The organism is Belliella filtrata (genome assembly GCF_022549775.1).
GTDB lineage: Bacteria > Bacteroidota > Bacteroidia > Cytophagales > Cyclobacteriaceae > Belliella > Belliella filtrata.
In genome coordinates this window covers 1-26,511 of the sequence record NZ_JAKZGP010000061.1, presented here as the reverse complement: position 1 = coordinate 26,511, position 26,511 = coordinate 1, and the positions used below count along the sequence as shown (strand labels likewise).

The 26,511-nt window shown below is 31.5% G+C and carries 27 protein-coding genes; 21 read left to right on the top strand and 6 right to left on the bottom strand.

The window, feature by feature from the left end; translation table 11 throughout:
* Window positions 1–41 precede the first annotated feature (41 nt).
* The 13 genes from MM239_RS17375 (at window position 42) to MM239_RS17315 (ending at window position 9,148) form a co-directional block, all read left to right on the top strand.
* A complete protein-coding gene (locus tag MM239_RS17375) occupies window positions 42–497 on the top strand; it encodes a phage terminase small subunit P27 family (protein WP_241349519.1) in 456 nt (151 codons plus the stop codon).
* Window positions 498–522: 25 nt separating this feature from the next.
* On the top strand, window positions 523–2,130 hold the full coding sequence (locus tag MM239_RS17370; protein WP_241349518.1) for a terminase large subunit: 1,608 nt from the start codon (window positions 523–525) through the stop codon (window positions 2,128–2,130).
* A gap of 10 nt (window positions 2,131–2,140) precedes the next feature.
* Window positions 2,141–2,662, top strand: a complete 522-nt coding sequence (locus tag MM239_RS17365) for a phage holin family protein (RefSeq protein WP_241349517.1) — start codon at window positions 2,141–2,143, stop codon at window positions 2,660–2,662.
* A gap of 120 nt (window positions 2,663–2,782) precedes the next feature.
* Window positions 2,783–3,988: a phage portal protein gene (locus MM239_RS17360; protein WP_241349516.1), complete on the top strand. Its 1,206-nt coding sequence runs from the start codon at window positions 2,783–2,785 to the stop codon at window positions 3,986–3,988.
* A 40-nt stretch (window positions 3,989–4,028) separates the two neighbouring features.
* Window positions 4,029–4,748, top strand: coding sequence for a DNA adenine methylase (locus MM239_RS17355; protein ID WP_241349515.1), 720 nt, complete (start codon window positions 4,029–4,031; stop codon window positions 4,746–4,748).
* A complete protein-coding gene (locus tag MM239_RS17350; protein ID WP_241349514.1) occupies window positions 4,741–5,358 on the top strand; it encodes an HK97 family phage prohead protease in 618 nt (205 codons plus the stop codon). The genes MM239_RS17355 and MM239_RS17350 overlap by 8 nt, the downstream gene beginning before the upstream one ends.
* A gap of 82 nt (window positions 5,359–5,440) precedes the next feature.
* Entirely contained in the window at window positions 5,441–6,673 is a 1,233-nt protein-coding gene (locus MM239_RS17345) for a phage major capsid protein (RefSeq protein WP_241349513.1), read from the top strand.
* 123 nt (window positions 6,674–6,796) lie between these two features.
* Entirely contained in the window at window positions 6,797–6,955 is a 159-nt protein-coding gene (locus tag MM239_RS17340) for a hypothetical protein (RefSeq protein WP_241349512.1), read from the top strand.
* 4 nt (window positions 6,956–6,959) lie between these two features.
* A complete protein-coding gene (locus MM239_RS17335) occupies window positions 6,960–7,484 on the top strand; it encodes a head-tail connector protein (RefSeq protein ID WP_241349511.1) in 525 nt (174 codons plus the stop codon).
* Between the two features lie 3 nt (window positions 7,485–7,487).
* Window positions 7,488–7,814 carry a phage head closure protein gene (locus MM239_RS17330; protein ID WP_449495062.1) on the top strand — a complete coding sequence of 109 codons (327 nt, stop codon included), beginning with the start codon at window positions 7,488–7,490 and terminating at the stop codon, window positions 7,812–7,814.
* The gene (locus tag MM239_RS17325) at window positions 7,814–8,281 is read left to right on the top strand and encodes an HK97-gp10 family putative phage morphogenesis protein (protein ID WP_241349509.1); all 468 of its coding nucleotides are present in this window, start codon (window positions 7,814–7,816) and stop codon (window positions 8,279–8,281) included. Before MM239_RS17330 ends, MM239_RS17325 begins: the two co-directional genes overlap by 1 nt.
* A gap of 1 nt (window position 8,282) precedes the next feature.
* Entirely contained in the window at window positions 8,283–8,669 is a 387-nt protein-coding gene (gene gp17, locus MM239_RS17320) for a tail completion protein gp17 (RefSeq protein ID WP_241349508.1), read from the top strand.
* Between the two features lie 50 nt (window positions 8,670–8,719).
* The gene (locus tag MM239_RS17315; protein WP_241349507.1) at window positions 8,720–9,148 is read left to right on the top strand and encodes a phage tail tube protein; all 429 of its coding nucleotides are present in this window, start codon (window positions 8,720–8,722) and stop codon (window positions 9,146–9,148) included.
* A gap of 42 nt (window positions 9,149–9,190) precedes the next feature.
* Here the strand turns inward: MM239_RS17315 and MM239_RS17310 are convergent, their stop codons facing one another.
* Window positions 9,191–9,535, bottom strand: a complete 345-nt coding sequence (locus MM239_RS17310) for a hypothetical protein (protein ID WP_241349506.1) — start codon at window positions 9,533–9,535, stop codon at window positions 9,191–9,193.
* Window positions 9,536–9,744: 209 nt separating this feature from the next.
* Between MM239_RS17310 and MM239_RS17305 the strand changes: the two genes are divergently transcribed.
* From MM239_RS17305 to MM239_RS17280, 6 genes are all read left to right on the top strand, one after another.
* Window positions 9,745–10,077, top strand: a complete 333-nt coding sequence (locus tag MM239_RS17305) for a hypothetical protein (RefSeq protein WP_241349505.1) — start codon at window positions 9,745–9,747, stop codon at window positions 10,075–10,077.
* A gap of 32 nt (window positions 10,078–10,109) precedes the next feature.
* A complete protein-coding gene (locus tag MM239_RS17300; protein ID WP_241349504.1) occupies window positions 10,110–10,400 on the top strand; it encodes a hypothetical protein in 291 nt (96 codons plus the stop codon).
* Window positions 10,401–10,431: 31 nt separating this feature from the next.
* Window positions 10,432–13,218, top strand: coding sequence for a phage tail tape measure protein (locus MM239_RS17295; protein WP_241349503.1), 2,787 nt, complete (start codon window positions 10,432–10,434; stop codon window positions 13,216–13,218).
* A gap of 643 nt (window positions 13,219–13,861) precedes the next feature.
* Entirely contained in the window at window positions 13,862–17,269 is a 3,408-nt protein-coding gene (locus MM239_RS17290) for a baseplate megatron protein TIM-barrel domain-containing protein (protein ID WP_241349502.1), read from the top strand.
* Between the two features lie 11 nt (window positions 17,270–17,280).
* The gene (locus tag MM239_RS17285; protein ID WP_241349501.1) at window positions 17,281–17,667 is read left to right on the top strand and encodes a hypothetical protein; all 387 of its coding nucleotides are present in this window, start codon (window positions 17,281–17,283) and stop codon (window positions 17,665–17,667) included.
* Window positions 17,668–17,732: 65 nt separating this feature from the next.
* Window positions 17,733–18,578, top strand: a complete 846-nt coding sequence (locus MM239_RS17280) for a hypothetical protein (RefSeq protein WP_241349500.1) — start codon at window positions 17,733–17,735, stop codon at window positions 18,576–18,578.
* Window positions 18,579–18,598: 20 nt separating this feature from the next.
* Here MM239_RS17280 and MM239_RS17275 read toward each other — a convergent pair whose 3' ends face one another.
* The 4 genes from MM239_RS17275 to MM239_RS17260 form a co-directional block, all read right to left on the bottom strand.
* Window positions 18,599–18,964: an HNH endonuclease gene (locus tag MM239_RS17275; RefSeq protein WP_241349499.1), complete on the bottom strand. Its 366-nt coding sequence runs from the start codon at window positions 18,962–18,964 to the stop codon at window positions 18,599–18,601.
* A complete protein-coding gene (locus tag MM239_RS17270; RefSeq protein ID WP_241349498.1) occupies window positions 18,954–19,439 on the bottom strand; it encodes a hypothetical protein in 486 nt (161 codons plus the stop codon). The genes MM239_RS17275 and MM239_RS17270 overlap by 11 nt, the downstream gene beginning before the upstream one ends.
* Window positions 19,440–19,656: 217 nt before the next feature.
* On the bottom strand, window positions 19,657–20,091 hold the full coding sequence (locus tag MM239_RS17265; RefSeq protein WP_241349497.1) for a hypothetical protein: 435 nt from the start codon (window positions 20,089–20,091) through the stop codon (window positions 19,657–19,659).
* 448 nt (window positions 20,092–20,539) lie between these two features.
* The gene (locus tag MM239_RS17260; RefSeq protein WP_241349496.1) at window positions 20,540–22,438 is read right to left on the bottom strand and encodes a DEAD/DEAH box helicase family protein; all 1,899 of its coding nucleotides are present in this window, start codon (window positions 22,436–22,438) and stop codon (window positions 20,540–20,542) included.
* A gap of 759 nt (window positions 22,439–23,197) precedes the next feature.
* Between MM239_RS17260 and MM239_RS17255 the strand changes: the two genes are divergently transcribed.
* On the top strand, window positions 23,198–23,878 hold the full coding sequence (locus MM239_RS17255) for a hypothetical protein (protein WP_241349495.1): 681 nt from the start codon (window positions 23,198–23,200) through the stop codon (window positions 23,876–23,878).
* 1 nt (window position 23,879) lies between these two features.
* Window positions 23,880–25,313, top strand: a complete 1,434-nt coding sequence (locus MM239_RS17250; protein WP_241349494.1) for a HEPN-associated N-terminal domain-containing protein — start codon at window positions 23,880–23,882, stop codon at window positions 25,311–25,313.
* A gap of 122 nt (window positions 25,314–25,435) precedes the next feature.
* Here MM239_RS17250 and MM239_RS17245 read toward each other — a convergent pair.
* On the bottom strand, window positions 25,436–26,511 hold a 1,076-nt coding region (locus MM239_RS17245), incomplete at its 5' end, for a putative phage abortive infection protein (protein WP_241349493.1).

Genomic DNA, 26,511 nt, shown 5'->3' with positions numbered 1-26,511 from the left:
ATAACCCTATTAAACTAGTAGGAAATTAAGCTTTTTAGACAATGATACCACAGGAAATAAAGAAACAGCAAGGCACTTACAGAGCGCACAGAGATAAAAACAAAGATGTAGAATTTGATAAGGTAGAATCTATTTCACCACCTACTTTTATAAAGGGTGAATCCAAGAAAGCTTTTGATATACTGGTTGGGGAACTGGGGTTGAATGGCTATGGCTTGTTAACCACATTAGATGCACCAGCTATTACTTTATTGGCTGATGCATACGGTGAATACATTAAGGTTTCTAAAACTATTGAAAAGGAAGGTTTGGTAATAGAAGATTACAATAACAGAAATGCTATAGTACAGAAACCACATCCTTTACTTTCTTATAAAAGACAACTCTTTAAGGATATCACATTAATGCTTAAAGAATTTGGCTGTACTCCAGCATCAAGAAGCAAAGTAGAATTCAAACCAGCTTCACAGGTAGATGATAATGATTTTAATTTTTAAGCTATGAGGCATACCATTTTTTTACATGAAGCATTACACAATCGACTTTTCAAAGATTGATTTAACCAAATATTACTTTGATGATTTAGAAGCTAAGCAGGCAGTAACATTTATTGAAAAGTTCTGCAAAATAGTAGATGGTAAAAAGGCAGGTCAACCGCTTTTACTTTTAGATTGGCAAAAAGAATTTGTATCTAATCTGTTTGGTTGGAAAAAAATAACAGATGGATTTAGAAAGTTCAATCAAGTTTTTTTATTCATTCCTAGAAAGAATGGTAAGACTGTATTTAGTGTAGCTGTTAGTTTATATGTACTACTTTTAGATGGTGAAGAATTCAGCCAGTGTTACTTCGCTGGAGCAGACAGGGAGCAGGCAAGATTGGCTTTTGATGTATTGAAAGCTATGATTGATAAAGAACCAAAATTTAGACAAGCTTTGAAGCCTTTAATGAATAGTGTACGGTACTCCAAAACCAATTCATTTTTTAAAGTAATCAGTTCTGATGCCAAAACAAAGCATGGTTTCAATACCCATTTCGCACTGATAGACGAATTGCATGCCCATCCCAATGATGAGCTTTACCAAGTACTTTCAACTTCTGTAGGTGCAAGGGTACAGCCTATAGTAATGTCTATCACTACAGCAGGGAGCAACAAAAACCATATCTGTTATGAGCTATATGATTATTCCAAAAAGCTAATAGAAGGGGTGATTAATGATGATTCATTTTTACCTTTTGTATTTGAGGGTAATCCAGAATTAGAAATTGATGATATAGAAAATTTAAAAATGGCTAATCCTAGTTTAGGGGTTGGTGTAAGTTTAGATTATCTTTTAAATGCAGCCAGTAAAGCTAAAAACATACCCACACAGCTAGAGGCTTTCAAACAGCTTCACTTGAATTTATGGGTAGATTCACACACCTCTTTTATAAAATCTGTACAATGGAATGAATGTATAGAGGATTATGATGATTCAGAATTGGATGGTGAAGAATGTTTTATGAGCTATGATTTATCAAGCAATAAGGATTTGACTTCCATAAATCTACTATTTCCACCAACTGACAAAAGGAAAAGATTTAGAACAATTTCTTATAACTTTTTACCTTATGATTCAGCTGTAGAAAAGCAAAATATCAGTGCTGGCAGGGTGTTTTTAAACTGGAGTGAAGACCCAAAGAACAATCTTTTTTTAACAATCAATAAAACCACAGATTTTGACTTTGTATTGGAAAAGATAGAAGAAATCAATTCTAAATATAAGGTCAAACAAATAACCTATGATAGGTTTCTATCCAACTACATGAATCAAGAGATTTCTAAAATAGTTGATTGTGAACTGGTAGAATTCAATCAAAACTTCAAAAACTTTTCGCCTGCTACCAAATACTTTGAAGGTATGGTTTTGGAAAAGAGTATTTCACACAATGATAATAAAGTATTGTCTTGGTGCATATCCAATGTAAAAATCATGCAGGATAACCATGAAAACATCAAGCCAATCAAAGGCAAGTCGAGTGATAAAATAGATAGTGCCATAGCTTTAATAATGAATGTAGGGCAATATCTAAACTCTTTGGAAATCCAAGATGAAGAAGAATATACAGGTACTGGTTTTATAATGATTTAAATTTTTTAAAATGTTCGGATATACAACTATTGGCGAATTGATAAAAGCCATATTTAAACACTGTGATACAGCTTTATATCTAAAGTATGTAATGCCAGTTGTTCTTTTTATAAATACTGTATTCACCTTTCTTTTTCAAAGTGTTGGGGGTATATGGTTTCTCATATTCTTATATGCAGTTGACTTTTTAACAGGTATAGCCAAGGCTATCTATTATTCTTTAAAAGCAAGTAGGTATAAAAACAAAGGTTTACCAGTACCTGAAGAAATAGCATCCAAAGTACTGATATCAAAGAAATTCCCAAGGTTTTTATTAACCCTGTTTGCTGCTTTGCTATTACTTACAATATTGAATTTTGCAGCTATCCATTCTATAGTATTTACACCTTTGTATGGTATATTTTATGCTGTGTTTGTAGCCCAAAATACTATTTCCATTGCTGAAAACCTTTCAGAATTGGGTTTGTTGAATGCTTCGATTCTTAAAAAGCTAAAAAGAAAGATAGGTGAGTTTATCAACTCAAAAGACTAAATAGATTTTTGTGCCACTATATGTATTGCTTCAGATAATTAAATGAAGGGGTGATTTTTTAACGGTGGTAAAATTTTTTAATGGGTATTCACACCCCTTCATTTTTTTAATAAATAGACTATGGCATTATTTGATAATTTCAATTCATTATTCACAACTTTTAAAACTGTACTGAAAACAGACATGTATTCAGTAAACGCTTTTAGTAATGAAGTAATAGTAACTGATACAAGCATAAAAGGAATTACAGCCTATACTACAGGAGTAAACAGCATTGCCAATTCAATTGCATCTATTCCATTTAAACTAAGGAAGGGAAACGAAGCCCTAAATTCAGATTTAAGTTTTTTGGTGAAAGAAAAGCCAAACAGTTTTCAAACAGCGTACGATTTTAAAAGAAGCATGTTGAACAATATGCTATTTAGGGGTACTGCATTTGCCCACATCAAAAGAAACAATGGTACTGGTGTAATTGAATCACTGATACCTATTGACTATGATAGGGTAACTGAAGCTAAGATAGTAGATAATGAACTTTACTACATGGTGAATAATATCCCTGTTCATAATGATGATTTATTGGTTTTTAAAAATAGTGGTGTTGGTGCTTTTGGTTTAGACCCACTTTCAATTTTTGCAGAAACTTTGGGTATCACACTTTCATCTACTCGCTTTACCAAAAGGACATTTGAAGGTGATGGCAGCAATATAAAAGGTGTTGTTACATCTACCCATAAATTAAACGAAAACCAAAAGAAAGAATTCAGGGAATCTATACAGGCTAACTATACTGGTTCCAATTCTAAATCCTTATTGGTTTTAGATGTTGGGTTTGATTTTAAACCTGTTTCATTCAGTCCAGAACAAATCAAATTAATAGAGACTAGAAATATACAGGTTGCAGAAATAGCTAGGATTTTAAACGTTCCAATCTATATAGTAGCCAGTGAAGTACCTAGTAACTACAATTCCATTGAGGGGCAACAATTAGATTTTTATAAGAGAACATTAGCACCAATCATTTATATGATGGAGGCAGAAATGAAGCATAAGCTTTTGGGAAGGACTGAAATCAAAGAAGGGCAATATTTCAAAGGTTCTATTGAATCACTTTTAAGGGGTGACAGTCATTCAAGAGCTGAATTTTATAAATCCTTATTCTATTTAGGTGCAATCAGTCCTACAGAAATAAGAGAGCTGGAAGATATGGATATTGAAGTAGATGGTGAAACCTATATACAAGCCAACTTAATACCATCCAGCTTAATCAAAGATTTTTACGATTCAAAAGTAGCGCTGGATTATAGTAAAGCTAATAACGAATAATACAATTTTTTAAACTTTTTGATTTTTTTACATGGTATATATGGGTTCTAAATCCCGAATTGCAAAAGATATTTTAAGTATCATACTAGAGAATAGAAAAGACAATCAATTTTATATAGAACCTTTTGCTGGTGGTATGAATATGATTGATAAAGTAGATGGCAAAAGGATTGCAAATGATATTTGCCCTTATCTTATTGCCATGTGGAATGAATTGGTTTATAATGATTGGAAACCACCTTTTATAAGCAGGGATTTATATAATGATGTAAGGATTAACAAAGACAGTTACAGTCATTTTTTAGTGGGTTGGGTTGGATATGTTTGCAGTTATCGAGGTAAGTTTTTTGGTGGATATGCTGGAAAGGTAAAAGATAAGAATGGAAAGGTTAGAGACTATCAAGATGAAAAAAGTAGAAATACTTTAAAGCAGGTTGAATATTTAAAGGGGATAGAGTTCAAAGCAGTAGATTTTACAGAATTACCCATACCTGAAAACAGTATTGTTTATTGTGACCCACCATATAGAGGTACTACAGGATATCAAAAAAGTTTTGACAGTGACAGTTTTTGGAACTGGGTTAGGAATATTACTAAAGATGGAAATACTGTTTATGTAAGTGAGTATTCAGCACCAAAAGACTTTCAATGTGTATGGAGTAAAGACATTAAAAACTCTTTATCCAATACCGAAAATTCAGGTTCTGTAAAGACAGTTACTGAAAAGCTTTTTACTTATAAATTAAAAACAAATGAATAAAGAAATCAGAAATATAGAAGGTATTGAATTTAGAACTATTGAAGAAGATGGTAAGAAATTCATAGAAGGCTATGCTTTAAAATTCAATAGTGAATCAAAAGATTTAGGTGGATTTCGGGAGGTTGTTGAATCTGATTCAATAAATGACAATACAGATTTATCTGATGTTGTAGCATTGTTCAACCATTCCAATATGTATGTACTTGCAAGAAAGAATAAGGAAGTAGATACTTTAAGTTTGGAGGTAGATTCAACTGGTTTAAAATATAGGTTTGAGGTAGATGAAGAAATCAGCTATATAAAGGATTTATATTTAAACATGAAAAAGGGTAATATATCCAAATCATCTTTTGCATTCTTTTTACCCAGTGATGGCAGCGGCGAAAGGTGGGAAAAAGTAGGCAATGAATATTATAGATATATAACACAGTTCAAGAAAATATCAGATGTATCACCAGTTACAAACCCAGCTTATGACAATACTACTAGTATGGTAAGAAGCTTTGAAGAAGTAAAAAAGGAATTAGATAAGCCTTTAAATGAATCTACAGGTAAAGAAAAAAGTACAGGTGAAGATTATACCTATAAGTTTCACTTACTGAAGAAATAAGTGCCACAAGCACAAGACTTTTTAATAATTAAAATATAGGTCAATTACCTATTTTACAATAATCATTTTTTAAACAACAATAATGAAAAGCAACGAATTAAAACAACTAAGAAATCAAAAACTTGTATCAATGGGTACTTTGATTGATACTAAAAATGCTGAAGCCAGAGATTTTAATGAAACTGAAAAGGTTTCTTTTGATGCTTTAGATACAGAAATTAGAAATCTGGATTTACAGATAGAAAATGCAGAAAAAGAGGAAAATTATAAATTAAGAATGGCAAACAATGCACCTGCCGTACATTCTACTGTTAAAGAAAAGTATTCCCTATTGGGGCATATTGAAGCAGTAAGAAAAGGTAAGGTAGAAGGTGTATTTGCAGAAGCACAGGCACAGGGTGAAAAAGAGCTAAGAGATGCAGGGGTAGCTATTAACAGCAATGCTGCATATATCCCTTCCGATTATGCAAGGGCATTTAGTGTAACTGGTGATTCAGGTGCCAAAGGTGGAAATACAGTAGCAACTGAAACTACTGGTATCATAGAATCTTTATTTGAAGGTTCATTGCTTGATAAATTGGGTGCTACCAAAATGCTTGGATTAGTTGGTAATGTAAACATGCCTAAAGGTGGTAAAGTGGTTTCTACATGGGAATCTGAGAACGGAGCAGTAAGTGCTTCAGACCATAACATAGGTGTAATTGCTTTAAGTCCAAACAGGTTGGCTACTAGAATGGTGGTTTCTAACCAATTGCTTAGACAAACTTCAGGTAGTGTTGAATCTTATTTAAGAAAAGAGATTGAAAAATCAATCCAAAAGGCACTAGATGAAAAGTACATTGAAAACCTATTGGCTTCTGCTGATACACAGGGAGTAGTAATGGGTACTGATGGAGCAGCTTTGACAGTTGCCAAAGTACAAGAGTTTGTAGAATTGGCTGGTAAAGCTGAAGCTGATTTAGCCGCTGCAAAGTATCTTATCAATTATGATATATGGAGTGCATTAAAAGCATTGCCTAAAGCTTCTGGTTCTGATAAATTCATGTTGGAAAATGGTTTGATTGATGGTATTGAATATGTGGTATCAAATAGAGTTCCTGCAAATCTTACCAAAGGTTCAGGTACTGGTTTATCAGCTATGGCTTTTGGTGATTTCTCCAGTGCTATTGTTTGTGGTTGGGGTGCAGTAGAAATACTAGTTGACCCATATACAGCAAGTGCTACAGGTCAAACGGTATTGAATCTAGGTTCTTACTTTGATTTGAAAGATACCCATTTTGAAGGTAAATCAGTAGCAAAGGATATTGTAGCCTAATAAGCAATAATATAAATGAAAATATAAAGGGTGTGCTTTTCTAAGTACATCCTTTTTTTATTTACCTGCCACAATGAATGCTGCAATTGATAAATAAGATAAGGAATAAAACTTACTAAAGGGATGAATAAAATAAGAATAATTAAGCCTTTTGCCAATTCAGGATATTTAAAAAACTCAATACATGATGTGAGTGATGCACAATTGAAAGCAATTAAGCTTTACAATGATATTGAGGTTTTGGAATCAAAGCCGAAAGCAAAAGTTAAATCAAATAAATAAAAATATGGGTACTACAGTAATAAATATAGAAGACAGCAATTTAATTACACTGGCTGAAGCTAAAAAGCATCTTAGGATTTTGCACAATCGGGAAGATGATTATATAACTTCATTAATTCCTGTAGTGTCTCAAATGGTTGAAGAAGCAATTGACAGGACTATAACGGGCAAAGAACTTAGATTGAGTTCACTAAAGAATGGTCTATATTATTTAGGTGATTATAATATTGAATCTGTGAACACTGTAAGGCTTTATTTTGAAGGTGTATTGGTGGGTGAAGCCGATAGCTTTACTTTAAAAGGTAAAACTGTATCAATAAACGATAATACAGACTTTGATTCTGTAGAAATTGAATATTCAATATCCACTGATTACCCAGTAATTCCTACAGCCTTTAAACAGGGTGCTTTATTACTTTTGGCTGATTTGTTTCACAATAGACAGGAAATAGTAATTGGCAGAAGTGTTTTCAATACAGATACAGTAATGAGACTTTTAAGACCCTATACAAAATACATAACAGTTTAAGCTATGAACATAGGGAATTTTGATAGAATGCTAAAGATTGAACAAGAGTCAACAACAAAAAATACTTATGGTGAAGAAGTCATTGAATGGGTAGAATTTGAATCAGTGTTTGCTGAAAAATACGATAAAGTAAATAAAGAATCATTTCAGGCAAACCAGCTTACAGCAATTGTAAGTACAGTTTTCACCATTTATTTTATAGAAGGTTTGACTGAAAAAATGAGGTTGGTTGATATTGATACTGATACCATTTACCAAATAGAAGGAATTAAAGAGATTGGATATAAAGAAGGCTTACAGCTGATTACTTATACTAAAGATAGGTTTTAATGAGCTTGTACCAAGGTATTGATTTAAGGGGTGATGCAGACCTTATTAAGAAACTTAAAAAAGTCCAGACCAAAACTGGAATAGCAGCAATAAAGAAAGCTTTGCGAAAAGCTGGAAACAAGATAAAGAATAGTGTAAAGCAAAATGCCCCTATAGACAGTGGTAATTTAAAGCGGTCAATAAAGGTATTCAATGATAACAGCAGAGGTTCTAAAGGTGGTGCATTGTTAAGGGTTGGAGCTGATAGAAAGATTGCACCCCATGCACATTTAGTGGAATTTGGTACTGATGAAAGGCAATTAAACAAGCCCAGTATCATTACAATCTCTACAGGTCAAACTTTTACAGTAAAGCATACTGGAAAGATGCCAGCCAATGACTTTTTCAATAGAGGGTATGAAAGTAGTAAGCAAAGCGCAATAGATACTTTCACCAGCGAAATTAAGCAGGCACTTAATAATATATAAAATGAAAGTAGAGGAAATAATTTTTTCAATTTTAAGTAGTGATTCAGATATAGCTGGTATTGTAAGTGACAATATATTTCCATTGAGGGCAGCACAAGGCAAACAAGTTCCTTTTATCACATATATATCTACCAATATTGAACCTAATTCAGGAAAAAATGAAAAGTCTGTACATGATACATATTTGATAGACATAGATATTTTTTCAGATGGATTTGCCCAAATAGCAACCTTGGTAGATTTGGTAAGGAACTGCTTTGAAGCAGTCACTTTTACGAGTGAATCCATCCTTTGTGATTTTGATTTTTTAACCATCAAAGAAGATTATAAGAATGATGCCCAGCTATATAATAAGACTGTAAGCATCATAGCGCATTACAAAAAGTAATGATTTCAATTTTTTAAGAACAACAATTTAATTTTTAAACAACAATAATAATGAGTCAATCAATAGGAAACTTTGTAGCACTTTATGTGGATAATGGAACTTCATTCGATGCCTTTGGCGGTGAGGTAAGTTCTAGCTTTTCAATCTCTAAAGATGCTATAGAAATAACAACAAAAGACAGTGTAGATGCTGTAGGCAATTTCTGTAAAGAATTTGATGGTGCAGGTGAATACACTTATACCTTTAGTGTAGAAGGTATTCAAAGAGCAGATAGTGCTGTAGATGAAAAAGTATCTGATTTAATGGCAGGAACTAAAGTAGATTTTAGGTTTGGTTACAATGTAGCTACACAAAAAGTATATGAAGGTTCTGGGTACATATTGAGTATTACAATTGATGCCAGTAAGAATGAAGCAGTAAGTTATTCTGCTGAAATCCAAGGAACAGGCGGTTTGACAATCACCACTGTTTCTGTATAAGGTATTTAAAAGGTGCAGAGATGCACCTTTTTTTGTTAATAATTATTCGTTGTCATTATTTTCCATTTCTAATGATTCTATTTTTTTTTGTATTTTTTCTAAAAAATCGGTCATATCTCCTTCAAAGTAATTTGGTTTAATGAATTCATCCCAAATTATCATTCTTCCATAATCACTTCTATCACCTTCTCCAGTTAAGAGTTTAAATGCCTCAGGATACTTTCTAATCCAGCTACTACTAACATCTATGCTATTGTTTACTTTTTTTCCTGCCTCCTCCCTTAGTTTTTGATTCTTACCATTTCTCATAGTAGGGTATGCTAGTGAAAAAACCGAAAGTTGTTTGTCAAGAATCTTGTATAATGATTTCCAATTGTCTAGTGTCATTTTTTTATTTTTAGTATTGGGTTACTTTCTACGTTTGAAAGATTTATGACAAAATATAAGTTAAAGTTTTTAATAATATTCACCTGTGCCATTTTTTAATACAAGCATTTTTTATTTTTAATAATTATTACTTGTGATTTAAAGCATTTTCTATTGAAATGCCACTAAGGAAAGGGTTCATGATAAATAGTATAAACAAACTCATTATTATGAATAACAAAATAAAACTTTTAGACAGACACTTTGAATTTAAGAAATCATCATACAGCTACAAGAATTTTGAAGACAGAAATAAACGTAGCTATAACCCAACATTAGCTTCAGATATTTTGGAATATCTCTACAGCTGTATAGCAGCTGGTTACTTTTACATTAGGCAAGATTGCCCGATTGATATTGTTGATTTCTATGGGTTGATTGATACTATGGAAGCACAAGACCCAGAATTACTTTTTAAGGATAACAAGCAACTGTTTAAAGACTTTTTGGGACTGGGTGAAATTGCTGAAGATTCTACTGATGAACCAAAAAAAAAGCAATAGATATCTATAAACTGTTTGGCTATTGTGTAGGGGTGATAAAGCTTACACCCAATGACTTTTGGAATTTAGAGGATAGAGAGCTTATAAATGTAATTGATGAATTTGAAAGCTACAGCCTTAATAAACTAAAGGTAGAACTGGAAGAAAACAGGCTGATTAATTACCACATAGTAGCAGTCCAAAACTCTAAAATCAAAAGACCAAACCAGCTTTACAAATTCAACTGGGAGCAAAAACAACAATTTTTAGCTATAGATATACAAAGTAACCTAAAGCTTCTTGGAGTTCCCACAAGATTAAGGAACAAGTACAAAGCGGACTAATTCAAGTCCTCATTTTTTAAACTTTTTTACAATGGCAGGAAAAACAATAGCCTACTTAAACGTGCTTATTGGTGCTGATAATAGAAGGCTGAATTCAGCTTTAGACAGTAGCCAAAAAGCACTCCAAAGATTCGGTACAAACTTACAATCTATTGGTGCAGACTTATCTTTAAAAGTTACCGCTCCACTTACTGCAATAGGTGCAATAAGTACACAGACAGCCTCACAGTTTAGCGATTCAATGCTAAAGGTAAAGGCTTTGTCCGGTGCAACCGGTGACGAATTTTTAAAGCTGGAAAACAAAGCAAAACAGCTAGGAGCTAGTACAAGATTTAGCGGTGGTGAAGTAGCTGATGCAATGGGTTACATGGCTTTGGCAGGTTATAACACTAACCAAATACTACAATCAACATCTTCTGTACTTGCTTTGGCTAGTGCATCCAGTACAGATTTAGCAACTACATCCGATATACTAACAGATACAATGTCTGCATATTCAATAGAAGCAAATAAGGCTTCTAGCGTAGCAGATATTTTTGCGACTACACAAGCTAAAGCCAATACCAATGTTTTACAACTTGGTGAAGCGTTTAAATATGTAGCACCAAATTTTGCTAGTGCAGGACAATCTATAGAAGATACAGCTTCTTTATTATCTGTATTGGCAAACAACGGTTTTAAGGGTAGTATGGCTGGTACTGCAATGAATGCAATGTTGAAGGACTTAACAAAGAACAGTGTTGATGGGGCAATTGCAATAGGTAATCAAAGTATTAAAATCTATGATGCCAATGGTGCTATGAGGTCAGCAATTGACATTATACAGGATGTTGAAAGTGCTACCAAAGGAATGACCCAACAAAGTAAAGACCATGCTTTAAGTAAACTTTTTGAAGAAAGAAGTATAAAGGCGGTTAACATCCTTTTAAATAGTGGAAGTACTGAATTAAGAAGATACCAAGGTTTATTGGGTGATGCTACAGGTAGTGCCGAAAGAATGTCTGAAGAAATGGAAAGCGGTTTGGGTGGTTCATTGCGTAGGATGAAATCTAACTTAGAAGGTATTCAAATTGTAATCGGTGAAAACTTAGCACCTACCATTGATTCATTGGCAAACGTATTACAGAGTATTACCAATTGGTTTACTGGATTGGATGCATCTACACAGAAAAATATAGTAACCTTTGGCTTATTTGCTGGTGCTATTCCACCAATACTTTTTGGATTGGGTAAGTTGATTACAATGGGAGTTGCTACAATAGCAAAATTAAAAGTACTATCTGTAGGTATGGTTGGTGCTACTGGTGCTACTACAGCTTTTGGGGTTGCGCTTAGTGCAGTAATTGCTCCTGTTACAGCCGTTATTGCTGTATTGGGTGCTTTATATATGGCTGGTGAATACCTCAATAAAAACTATGGTAAAAACAAAGAATATGCAGACCGATTAAATGAATCTACCACCAAGCTAAACAAGATTAAACAGGATTCAGAGACAATTACAAAAGACTTAACAGAGGCTTCTAAAGGTGCATCAAAGATGACAGAAGCAGAAAGAAAGGAACTTGTAAAGTTATATAACCAAAGGATTGCCAATGTAAAATTGGATTTGGAAATCTTGAAAATGGAGCATAAAAAACAAGCTCAAATGGCAAGTGAAATAACCTATTGGGAAGCACTTATCGAAGGTGTAAAAGCTTTTGGGAACACTACCCAAACAGTAATGAATATAGGTGTAAAAAGTGCTAATAAATATAAAGATGCTTTGGAATTGGCTAATCCAATAATTGAAGAAACTGAAAGTAACCTTAATAATCTAGTGTCAGAGCTTCAAAAAATAATTTCCAATGAGGGTAAAATATTTACACCAACTACAACCAATGCAGAAAAGCTGGCGGAACAATTAAAGAAGACAAAAGAGATAGTCACCAGTTTGGACAATGAATTGAAAAAGATTGGTATTAGTAGTGATGTGCTTGGTAAATCCTATGACAACATAACTGCAAGGGTAAACGCTTTAAGTTCTGCAATGATTGAACTTAGAATGAATGGAGTTTCAAAGCTAAGTGATGAGTATATCAATGTGGAAAAGCAGTATAAGAAGGCTTTCAACTCTAATGCATTAATTGAGTTCTCTAAAAGATTACAGGAACTTACTTTAAAAGAACATATAGTAAGAATTGATTTTGGTGGTAAAATGCAAAACTTTAATCTTGATGGCATTGATGGTGATGAGTTTGCAAAAAGAATAGAAATAAGTGGTGATAAAGCATTTAACGCATCAATGAAAGTTGCCCAAAAGTTGAATGAACCATACAAGTTAATGAAGGAGCAACAAAGACAATTTTTAATAGATTATTCAAACCAATGGACTATGCAAATGGCTAATTTTATATCAAGCTCAATATCACAAATAGGTGAAGGGTTTGGTAATTTACTGGTAAATGGTAAAAGTGCTTTGGAAGGAATGGGTTCTAAAATACTTGGTTCTTTCGGTAAATTCTTGGTGCAAATGGGTTCAATGGCTATCAGTTACGGTATAATGCAGAAAGCAATAATAAGCGGTTTCAATCCTGTTACCACAATTGCAGCTGGTGCTGCTTTGGTGGCTATTGGTGGTGCTATGACTGCTTTGGCAAGTAAAGCACAATCAAGCATTAATAGCGGTGGTGGCTCAATTGGTAGCGGAGGGAATTACTCCAGTGATTTTTTCAATAAAAGGAATATAGGTAGCGATGCAAATCAAGTGGAATTTAAAATACAGGGTGATGCTTTGGTAGGTGTTCTAAATAATAATGCAAGGTTTAGGAATAGATTTTAAGCCATTAATTTAAATTTATAATGATATGTATAATGTAAAATATAGGTTGGAATATACTTCAAGGGGCAATTACACCACAATCATTGATATTCTAAAAAAGAACTATACAGGTGATATTATTGAATTGGTTGGTAGTGCCAATCCTGTTCAATACGCTTATGAAGCTAGTGATGAATATCAATTTGCAACTTTCAAAAGTTCATACATTCAGTTGGAATTGAAAGAATCCTTAGATTTAATCAATGACTTTAAAGAGATACAGGATGAAGATGATTTTATTTTAAAGTACTACAGAAATAATGTCAACCTATGGAATGGCTATATTTTGGCAGAGCAATACAGCGAAGGGGATGATAACAACAATCCATTTTTAACACTTAAATTTTATGATGCTATAAGTAGATTAAAGGTATATAATGTAAATGATTTGGGTTTACCTTTCAATCAAGTCTATAGTTTATATTCAATCTATTCAAATGTAAATAGGTTACTTTATCATAATATCAATAATGAAAGTGATATTCTGTTTAATGACTTTTTGGCCAATACAACTGATGTAGATTCAAACCTTTTGGATTTGGTACACATCAATAGAAGTTCATTATTTGATAGTGATGATAACCCATTGAGTTTATATGAGTTCTTGGAGAGGTTGGCAAGTACATTCAATTTCACCTATCTATTATACATTGATAGGTTATTGATTACCAATTTTGAATTTAACAAGAACCCAAAACTAGTAGATTTTGAAAATGATTCAGAGTCTATAAATGTTAACCAATCTTTTGAAATTGATGAAAACCATAGATTTATAAATAAAAGCAAGTTTTCAACCTTTTGGGATTCTCTTAAAAAAATGGAGGTGTACCATAATTTTGATACAGCACCAAATTATTTAGATGCCAATAAATTTGATAACATAGTTAAAATGAATCACTATGTTTTCATCCAAACTCCAATTGAGGTTATCAATGATGAAATCTATTTTTATACTATAGCGGATATGCAAGGAAGCAGAACATCACCAAGAGCTGACAGGGATTACAGGGATGTTTACGTTGAAAATTCTATACCTTTTGTGATATCCTCAAACTCAAATTTATTTGATTATAGGTTGAGCTTCAATGTAAGGTTTGATATTGATTATGGTATATCTGATGAGGACTTTAATTTATTGCCTGACAATGATAAATTAATACTTGAAAACAAGATTAAGCAGGTTGAAGAAAATACAGATATAAGAATCTATTACAATATTAGAGCAATTAATAATGGGATTGAATACAATGTAAACCAAGGTTTGAATGTACCACCAACATATATTACACGACCTGTTAATATTGAAGTGAATAGTAGTCAGGGGTTTGATTTATTGAGTGTGGGAACATTAATTGACGGTCTTGATTATTCATTGGATATGCCTGTTTTGGTGGGAGTAAATGAATTTACTTTAAGGTTCTTTCATCCATATTTAGTAACAAATGAGTCCGCTTTACCTTCTTCAAATGAAATAAGAATACAAGGGGTAAAAATGATAATATCCAAACTTGATATGGTCAAAATTGATAACATTGGTTTGGAGGAATTAAGATATGAAGGGGTTACAAATAGGAATGTTTTCAATTATAATCTGAATAGGGATAAAGAATTTTTTTATTTGAATCTTGAAGAATCCAATTATAAGTACTCCCTATTGAAAAGTAATGGTACACCATTTATGATTAAATCATTTGTTAGGAGAAAAAGAGATTACAGTGGTTTACAGCTTGAAAATTTAGATATCTATGATTTTCTTTTAACGCAATCTTTGGAGCAATTGGGATTCCAACAAGAATATATTACTGGAGAATTGAAAGTATATGATAACCCTGAATTTAATGTATTGTCTAGTTTAAATATTGATGGTAAAGATTATGCAATACATAAGTTTAATTACAATGATAAACAGGGTACATATTCAATTGAATTGATAGAGATTAAACAGAATGTAAGGAGGTTAAAGGATTATATCACTGGTATGTGTATGTTGCCTAGTACTGGTGAATCTGTTTATAGTACTACAATTACAACCTATACTGATGATTCAGATTTTTCAAAGTTCCAAAATCAAAATGTTGATGATTCACCAAATACAAGTGATTTTGAAATTGCAGTATCTAATCTAAAAAGAGATATTCCTGCAACTAAATATGTATCATTGATTGTATCTTGGTTTGGTACAGACTTAAGAGCAGATTTTTGTAAAATACTACCGAAGGCAGAACATAAAGAAGGTGAATCAACTCCTAATGATTGGATTGTTAGTGATTATAACAGAGAAAATGGAAAAGTACCATCATATTTTAATACTTCATTTTATAATGGTTCATACTATGCAGATTCTAATGTTACACTTACACCTAACTTTGCAGAAGGTTTAAGGGGTGAAATGACTGCAATAAGGGTTCAACATGTTAATACAGGATTCAATAAGTTTGCAACCAATTTCACTGTATCAACCAATACTGATTACATTATTAAATATAATGTCAAGGCATTGAATACTGATAATCAAACAGTATGGGCAAGGGTTGAGGGTGGTAATGGTTTTGTTGAACTTGACCAAAAAATATATACAGCCAAACTTGATGAATGGTTTACGGTTGAACTTAGATTTAATAGTGGTATTCATTCCCAAATAGATTTACAAATGTCCATTGGTGATAGTTGGTTAACACCACCAATTGTTAGTGATATCTTAATTGATATTGATTCAATATTTATAAGTGAAGACAATGAAAACACTTTTGAAGGATTGGCATACGGTGGTACACCAAGCGATAAAAGTATTATTGAAGGTATTCAGGAATTGAAAAGACAAGGTTATAAGGTATTATTTTACCCTTTCATCTTGATGGATATCAAAGAAGGCAATGGTTTACCTTCACCTACTGGAGAGTTTGAACAACCAATATTTCCTTGGAGGGGAAGAATATCTGTTATGCCTGAATTGGATAACACAAGTTTTGTAAACACAGCGGTATCTAATTTCTTTGGTAATTGTGAAGTGTCTGATTTTGAAATAGTAGGTGATACAGTTCAATATTCTGGAACACCACAAGACAGTTATAGAAAAATGATTCTACATTATGCAAATCTTTGTGTAATTGCTGGCGGTGTTGATGCCTTCGCAGTAGGTACGGAAATGAGGGGTTTAACTTGGTTAAGGAGTGCTAGGACTACATTCCCAGCCGTTACTGAATTTAATAAACTGTTAGATGATTGTAGGTTAATAATGGGTGATAGTGTTGAGTTGACTTATGCAAGTGATTGGACTGAAGTAACACCGTATCAACCACAAGACGGCACAGGGGATTTGTTGCATCACTTGGATAGTTTATGGATGAATCCAAATTGTGACTTTATTGGAATAGATAACTACATTCCATTAAGTGATTGGCGAGATGGTGAACACCTAGATAAAGATGTTTGGGGTAGTATCTATAATGTTGATTATCTTAAATCTCAAATTGAGGGAGGTGAATTATATGATTATTTCTATGCCAATGATAGTGATAGAGAGAATCAAATTAGAACCCCAATAGATGATTTCAATTATAGGGTTAAAGACAATAAAAATTGGTGGTTGAATAATCACTTTAATAGATTGGCTTTTGAATTTCCTGGTACACAAACATCTTGGATACCTCAAAGTAAAAGAATTGTATATACTGAATTTGGGTGTAGTGCAATAGATAAAGGTACTAATGAACCTAATAAATTCTTAGACCCAAAGTCAAGTGAATCTACAGCACCAAGGTATAGTAATGGTGAAAGAGATGATTTGATACAGGAAAAATACTATGAAGCTTTTTTAGAGTATTGGAATGCTTCAACAAACAATCCAATAAGTAGTGTTTATCAAAACAAGATGGTTGATACTAATATGATGTTTGCTTGGACTTGGGATGGCAGACCGTACCCAACTTTTCCTAATAAATTAGAGGTTTGGAGCGATGGGGTAAATTATGCCAAAGGTCATTGGTTAATGGGCAGAAACTGGATTGAATAAAATTTTTTGATATGATTAACATTAATATAAACAAGAAACTCAAATACAATAGAGCTGAAAAAAACACCACTATTAAAACAGGAAATCTTGGTGCTGTAAACAGGTTGGATTTAGTACCCAATAGCAGAACTTTAACTATTAATGGTATTGACCAAGATTTGAATGCTGATAGGTCTTGGAATGTTGGAACAGTAAAAAGTGTAGAAACAGGTGAAGGGTTAAAGGGTGAAATTACTACTAATGGAGTTTTGGAGTTTGATACGGATTGGGGTGATGCACGATATTTAAAAAGGGATGAGGAAATAAAAGTAGAAGGTATAGTCCTAGTTTCACCAGATAATTCAAGGTGGTTATTATCTGTAGATGATTCTGGAAATTTGGTTACTACTGCATTATAAGGGGTTACTTTAACCCCTTATTTTTTAAGTATATTTTACTATTTTTAGAAAAAAATCTAAAACGTATGACTTGGTTAAAAGATTTAAACGAGTTCTTTAAAGAAAGACTATCAAATCCATTTTTTTTCACTTTCGCCTTTTTCTGGATAATTTGGAACTGGCAGGGAATAGCATATTTCTTTTACTCAACGGATGATATTCTATTTAGACTAGGTTGTATTAATGATACCTATGTTGATATTTATAGAAACCTTTTATATCCACTTGCTTTAGCTATTGCTTCAATAATACTATCAAATGGTTTTTTTCTAATTGTAGAGTTTTTACCTGACAAGTTTATTTTTAAACGAAAAAAAAGACTTTATAAAAGATTAGAGAATCAGTTTCTTGAAAAGGAAAAAGTAGCCATTGCTGAAGCAAAGTATAATATTGCAAGAACTGAAGCTAAAACTATTGAGGAACTAAAACTTCAAGTTACAACATTAGAAAGTACAGTTTCAAAATATTCGAAAGAAAAATCCAGCTTAGATAATCGGATTAATGATTTACTAAGTGATATAAACATTAAAACTCAATATATCGGTAAATTAGAAAGGTCAGTAAATACTGAAACTATAGATAGAGTAAAACTTACAAGTTTTATAACTGAAGTATTAAAAATAATATTAAATATTAATACTTTGGATAATGAAACTATTCATAGTATGTACAAACAAATAGATGAAAGTACTAGAAATAAATTTTATGAATACTACCATTTCAAGGATGATTTAGATAGTGAGTTAAAGAATTTTTTAATAAGTAATAAAGTTAATAAAGGGTATGAGTTAGTACCACTTATATTAATATATGATTTTCTAACCAAATTTAAAACAAATCAACACGGAACGAGTATAGATAAAACGCCCTAAAGGCAGTAGAATGTCATGTATCAAATTCTTTCAAGAATTAGCATTTTTAGTAGTCTTTCTTTAACTTCTTTACGGCAAACATACTGCAACCTCCCACTTTCAAAAGCCTTCAGGTAGGCCTCCTTTGATTTAAACCTTTTTTCTAAACCAGTCTTTTGAGCATGGCACTTGGTACAAAGTGTTTGTAGATTTAAAGGTTCTAAATCTAATTCAGGAAATATGAGCCTATTTAATATATGGTCAATAAATGTACCTTCACTAACAATACCTACAGATTCACAAAGCTCACAAATAGGATTCTGTTCTATTTTTGCTTTTCTTAAATTAAGCCAAGGTGCTTGCCTATAAAAAGCAGTATCTTTTCCCCAGCTAGAATTATTCATCATAAAAGCTATCCAGTTTAACCCCTAAAGCATCTAAGTAACTTTTAAACTTTACATAGACTCTATTAACTCGTTTCCTGTTTGTGCCATTATCTTCACATAGTTCTTTGTATGGTATTCTTAAGAATTTGACACTATAAAATAAATCTAGGTCTAAAGGTTTAATTGATGATTCAGCTTTAAAATCATTAAAGTAAGATTCTATTGATTCAGTATTACAAATTACTGTAGATGGTTCAATCAATCTATCAAATGCCTCTACAGTATCTACTTGGTTGAATCTCTTTTTGGTTCTATTCAGCTTATTTAAATGGTAATGGATTAAATGATTTATCCGTAGTTCATTACCCTCTATTTCAGTAATACCTTCTAAAATAAGGTTAATGAATACTTCTTGTGATATGTCTTCAGAATCTTGGTTTTTGCCGTTTCTTTTAATGGTTAGTTTTTGTACAAAGTTTATTAAATTAGGGTTCATTGGTTTTAGTAGATGAAAAGTAAATTACACCCTGTAAGCAGCTGAAAATTATAATTGCTATGTAACCATAGCTTAGAAAGAATGCTGCTAGTACAGGTATGAAAAAGATGATTATAGTAACTATTGTGAAGCTGGTGAAAAGTAAACTGATTAGATATAGTATTACTAAAAATTTTGCAATTGTGATTTTAATTCTAGTCATTATTGATTTTCATTGTCAGCATGTTATACATTCTTTATAGGTTCTTACATTATCTAGGTATTCAGTAATTTCTTGTATGGTCATTAGCACTCCTTTAGTTCTTTCACCATCACCACCGCTTACCAATAAATCAATAACCTTTACCCCATTTTTGGCAGCTTTATCTTTAATAGCAGCCTTTAAATCCTTTGTAGATACTATCATAAAAAAGTTGTTTTTTAAAAGTGCATAGTAATTAGCCTCACTAGAAGCTAAACCTGTTTTTTGTAACCTGTGACAATCACAATCAGAATTATATCTTTTAGAAGCTAATTCAATAAAGAATCTATCATTTGGGTACATATCAAACTTTACTTCCAAAGTGGTATCAGATAGAATTTCAGCTAATAGATTTTCTGATTGTTGACCTATTGCAAGGTCATACTTAAAGTTGTTGTTTGTAGAAATCATAAGTGTAAAGGTTAAATAGTGGGTGGTTAATTAATTGTTCTACCAATTTTGGTAAGAGTAACTAAGATTAATCTGTAGTAGTGATAACCAGCTAGTATAATAATGAAATTTAAATAGGCTGTTAAGGGTAAAGAAAACAAGCCAATAATAACTGGTATGAAAACCAATATCTGTAGCACTAATAGAATCCTAAGGAAGGTTTTCTGGTTTTTTTTGATGTAATGGATAAGCTTTTTCATGATAGAAAAGTAGTAGGTGTATTTAAGTTTAAACAGTAGAATACTGAATACAAATATAGCTAAAATCAGTTCTAAAAACTAATAAATAAGGTGATTATATTAGCTATTTTTTAACAAGTGGCGAATTATTTTTTAGGTTTTCAGGATGTCAATTTTAAGGTGTATTTAGTGATAAAACTATCATAAATTGTAAGTGCTTTAACTACCTACTAGTACTTTTCTAAAACTATAGTAAAACCAGCTACAGGAACAGAATCAATTCTTTTTTTATGGCTTAGTACGTTATAGTAATTAGATATATCAGTAGCCTTTGCTTTCTTTTTTATTTTTAATTCATCATATACTTCTTGCAGTTTAATTTTTAAAGATGCTGTAGCAACCCATTGCCCCACACGTAAATCTAAAAGTTTACTTACCTTCCAACTATTGTCATTTAACCTGTCTGTTTTTATTAATTCTTTTTGAAATTCCCCTTTTCTATATTCTAAGGCTTTCATTTTATCAACTCCAAGTTTATCAAAAGCTTCTTTAATTATTGGTTCAATTCCTTCTATGATTTTGATTCTGTTTGATATACTAAATGGTTCTTGGATTAACTCAATATATTCTTTGCACAAATCAGAAAATAGAACCCTGCCAGTTATTAATTTCTTATCGAGTCCAGTTATTGTTTTTGATTCTTCAGCTACATATTTATAAGTAATATCATTATGCTTTATTTGCCTGTCAGCACCTTTTGCACATTGTTTACTTACCTTCTTTACCCCATTCAAATCTTGAACCACAGTAGGTACATAATATACTTTATGGATGGTCTCAAAATTGTGCATTTCATTTTTAAAAGCTAATTCATTTACTATAAAGTCATTGTTTCTTTCTAGTATAAATGGGTTGGATTCAGCAGATTCTTTAAACACTTTAGTAATATCATCAGTATCAAATCCAATTTCTTTTACCTTTTGTACTTTAAGTTTGTAGTTCTCTATTTTCTCTTTGGTTTCTTTAAACTCCTTTATTATTTCAGCTTCAAATTCTTCTTTGGTGACACTTGAATTATACTTATTTGGTGAATAGAGTAATTCAATATCATGTTTGAATTTACTTGTTCTTACCCTACCAATAATTTGAGGTAGTTGAACAGATACATTGACTTTGGTATGGTCTAACTCACCATCTGAGATTATATATGTCTTACCTAAATCATCATTGTCTATTACATCACAGCCTTCCCAAGCTGTAGCTGTATAAAAGTTGACTTTCTTAACATCATCATTAATAGAATTTACTTCTATATTCGGTAGTTTCAATCTTCTATAAATCTCTTTGTTCCTTTCACTTTTAGAAGCTACAATCCTAATCTGGGATTTATCAAAGAATGGTGAACCAGCAATTTGTTTTATGATTTTGGCTATTCCTTTCACCGAGTTTAGAAAGATATGTGCATTACCATCAGTTACACCTGTTAAATGATTTATAGCAATCATAGCTGCTCTTTTATGTAAATTGGACTGCTCATAAACTGAATATTTAATATTCACCTGCCTCAAATTGTACCATTTAATATGAACCTTTTGAATCCCTAAAAATTCACTATGCATATAATCATCTTCAATGGGTGTCGCTGTACCAAGAACAAAAGCTTTGAATCTAGTATGTAGTTCTATTACATCTTGAATTGCATCAGTACGGAAAGCACCAGAATCAGTTAATTTATGTGCTTCATCAATAGCTATTCTGTAATCTTTCACCTTATCCCCTAAAGCATTTACAAGCCGTTTAAGGCTTTCCCATGTTACAAATATCTTCTTACCTTTAAAATCAAAAATCTCTTTATCTGTAGCACCACCTGCATCTATACCATACACAGCCAATGATTCAATACCTTTTTGATTACACCATTGAATTTTATTATCAATCAAGCTTTTAAAAGGTACACATATAACATAAGGCAAATCACTTTCTAAAATATAGCTGGTAAATCCTGACCCAGTGGTTACTTTGTTTAGACTGGTATTATCTAAGTCTTCTATCTTAAAATTAGCAATTTGGCTAATGTATTGGCATGGGTTATTGTCACTATCTACTGCATTTATAAATTTTGTTTTCATATTGATTTAGTTTAAAAATTAGGTTGTTCAATTTGAGATGGAATATTTTTTTGGAATATTTTTTATTCTTTATAGGAGTCCTTGGGAAATTTTTATTCCACTATAGGTATAATAAAAATAGACCTACTCTAAGTCTATAATTTTTGGTGTTTATAAAAATGAAAGAGATTACTTTCTACTTATATTTATCTGGCTTTTTTGTATTTGTGGCTTTAGAAAAATAAGCTAATAGGTTTTCATTCTGTATTTGTTAATGTTGAAAAATTATTGAGGTTACATTTTTTTTATCTTAATACCCAGAATTGAAAAATCTAGTAAATCATCTAAAAATAAAAAGCCTATTGGCTTTACTTAATTATCATCTATTGTGTTTGGAGTGACTTATCTTTAAAAAATATACTATTAGAAAAGGTATCTAAAATAGTATGATTCTGTATCTATTTGTAATTGCTTGAAATGAGGGTATCACCACTTCTAGGAATACAAAAGTAAGTCTTTTTTGATTAATAACCAAGTGTTTAGTTAAATAAAGTTCACTATAATTATTGTAGATTTAGTAGGTGTTTTAAGCTTAAATTTTGGGTTGTTGGGTCTGGAGGGTCTTTTGGGGTCGGATTCGGGGGTTTTGGGGATTTTGGGCAGATTTAAGGGGGATTTTAAAGGCTTTGGGAAGGGTTTTTAATATTAGATATTGCAATTAATTACTATTTGACGAATAGACTATTAGTTTGTTTTTGGATTTTACCTTAAATTGATGCGATGAATAATTATATAGGTCAAGGTATCTCAGAAAGTACTAAAGAACAATTAATAAAAATCAGGGATGAAAATATAGCTTTTTTTTCTAAAGATGCTCAAAGTATGCGTTCGGGAATAAAAAGCACGCAGTTAGTAATTAATAATTTATTTAAAAAGAAAGAGAAACCGAGTTCTATAAATGAACTGAAGGAATTCTTAAAAATTCAAGAATTTATACTTTTGATTCAACTTGTATGTTTAGATACGCTGTGTGCTTCTGGTAGTTATTTAGATGCTAAATTTGAGTATCAAGGGATATACAGTGCCAAGAATTTAATCATAACAGTTAATGAGGGTGCTAAAAAGCTGTTTCACTATTCTACATATAGAGATAAATCATTTTGGGGTAAGAATGTTAAAGAGTTTATGAAAAAATACAGTCCTGAAAGTTTAGAAGGATATGAAAAAATAAACACAATGCTAAAAAAACTAGAAGATGGTTTAGATGGGTTTGATTGGAAAAGTAAGCGTGACCTATTAGTACACTATGATAATGAGCCACAAAAAGTATATGATTTACTCATTGATTTAGATATTGATATTGTATCGAAGCAATCAATACTTTTTATAGAAATCTTAAAAGAAATGAGGGTATATACTTATAAGTTAACAAATGACTTCTTTGAAAATCCAGTGAACTAATATGGGGGCAGTAAAACAGCATATGATTGAAATGGAAGAATTACATATTTGTGGTTCTATTGATAAAAAGATATGCAATAGACATTTTAATTACCAAGAAATTAATGACTTTATCAAAAAGAATAAAATTAGAGGAACATGTGACTACTGTAACAAACGCTCTTTTGTAGAAGAATTTGATGAAGTAATGAAGTATATAATGACTTCAATATCTAAATTTTATACTGATGCTGTTAATTTTTCACCATATAATAGTAGGGAGGGTGGATATTTAGCAAATAATTATAATGTTAATGAATTAATTGAAAAAATCGATTTAGACTCTGATGTATATGAAGTCATAGAGGATGTTATTCATTGTATAGATGATATTCCTTGGTCTAGCACTGATGAATATTATGGTAGTGAAAGGGATGAGGTCTTTTACTTATGGGAACACTTTAAACATAACATAAAACATTCTTCACGTTTTCTATTTAATATAAATGATACTAATGATAATAGGTATTCATATAAAACCTTAGAAATAATTGGTGATTTGATTCAAAAGTTTAAACTAATTACTATCATACCATCAGGAAGTATTGTTTTCAGATGCCGCCAAAATAAACCTAATGAAAAAGTTACAGAGTTTAAAGATTTAATTTCTACACCTCATGATATTTCTAAAACAAGTAATAGGTTTAGTCCAGCTGGTATATCCATGTTTTATTGTTCCTTTGATAATGATATTTCAATAAGGGAGATTTATGATAAGAAAAATAAGAAAGGTTTAAATATTACAACTGGGGTATTTAAGTTAAAAAATGATACTTGTGTTATCGACTTTACAAAGTTGCCAGCTATTCCAAATATATTCGGTGCTATTAGTAGTAAAGAATTTTTTAATATTACTCTTTTACATGATTTGGTAAGAGACTTTACATTACCAATAGAGCATGATGGCAGGGAACATAGAGATTATGTTCCTACGCAAGTCGTTACAGAATATCTAAAATATACTTTTAATAAAAAAAGAAATCCAAAAGTTGAAGGGATAATATACCCATCTTCAAAAGATAAAACTAAGAAATCAATGGTGTTTTTTTGGAATAATAGTGAGTGTAGGGATAAAGTTGAAATGATAGAGAAACCTATTCTGAAGAGAATTTCTAACTTAAAAAAAACAATTGTAGAATTGACTTACGAAACTATTGTTTTAAGTAAGTATAATAAAGAATTAAATAATCCACATGTTTATAAATTTGAAATTTACGGTGGCGAAAACAAACTAGAATTTCTTTCAAATCATTATGTAATGGTAGAAAAAAATAGAGATTTATTATATCTGTCGAAGATTATAAAAAGTTTGGAAGCCAAAGCAGAAAAATGTTTTGTTACTAACAACGGTAGTAAAAAAATACTGGATTTAACTTCACTTGCTTATGTCTTATAGTTTAGAGACTGTAATCTAAACTCAGTCTAAAATTTTCAAAATGCAGCTAACAATCCCATAGTATTTATAAGTTTATTTTCATCCATTATAATTGAACTGCATAATTGATTCAACAATATGAATCATTCAAAAGAAGTATGGCTAATCTCACCAGATGTAACTAGCTCCATATCTCTTTTAATGAAATTAAACTTTATAATTTCTTGATTAAATTGCATTTTTAAGTTACGCGTCATAAACTCTTCATCCTTTGAATTATACTCACGTACAGTTGCTTTCAAACCTATAACTCCTGAAACTTTAATACCTTTTGGCGAAAATATTTCATGCAACTCCCCTTCAAAGTATAATTCTTTAATAATTTTTTGTTCAATTTTGTCTAATTCAAAAACTCCGATATTGGTATTTATTTGTTTTTCGATAGTCTTTACTTCTCTAACTAATACTCCATCTATTTTTTTTAAATAGTCTTTGAATCCATTCTTTAACTCATCTTTTGTTGCCATTGTATCTTTTAGTCTAAATCTATTGTTAAGCCCGTATGCCAAATCACTATATAATTGTTCATGCTGAGGTGAAATTAGGTCTTCTAAAGGCATGTTCTTCAGTATCTGAAACTCTTCTATAAGTTTTTTAAATTTAGCACCTTGGTCTGAAAGTCCGTTATAAAATAACATTAACAGTTCGTGAGAAGAAAGTTGGGCTCTTACAAGTGATGCATATTCTTTTTTATTATCTACTTTAGAATTATGTATTAATTTATAAATATGATAAAGATTCCTGAAATAATGGCCTAAATCCGATTGATGTCTCTTGTAGTATTTCCAAAAATAAGAGTTCATTTTACTGCGCTCATTTGTCACACCATTGAGTGCATACACTCGTTTAAGCCCTTTATAAAAAGTCGTAAAGCAATCACGCCCTTTTTTTTGGGTTTTCACCTTTTTGCTGCCATTATACTTGTTTTCTAATTCTACCTTTCTTGTTATTACTAAATCAATATTGTTCACAATGTCATTGTGAAGGTTCAACATGTTGTAAAAAGTTGTTTCGAATTGTTGTTTATCAAGAGTCTCTGTTTGCTTTTTCAAAAGTTGTCTGGATTGAAACAGTTCTTCTTTTTGTGACCTGTAAGTTATGTAGAGTAAAACTATTGCTATTAGTGAAAGAAATGGAGCTGTAATACCTCCAATAAAGT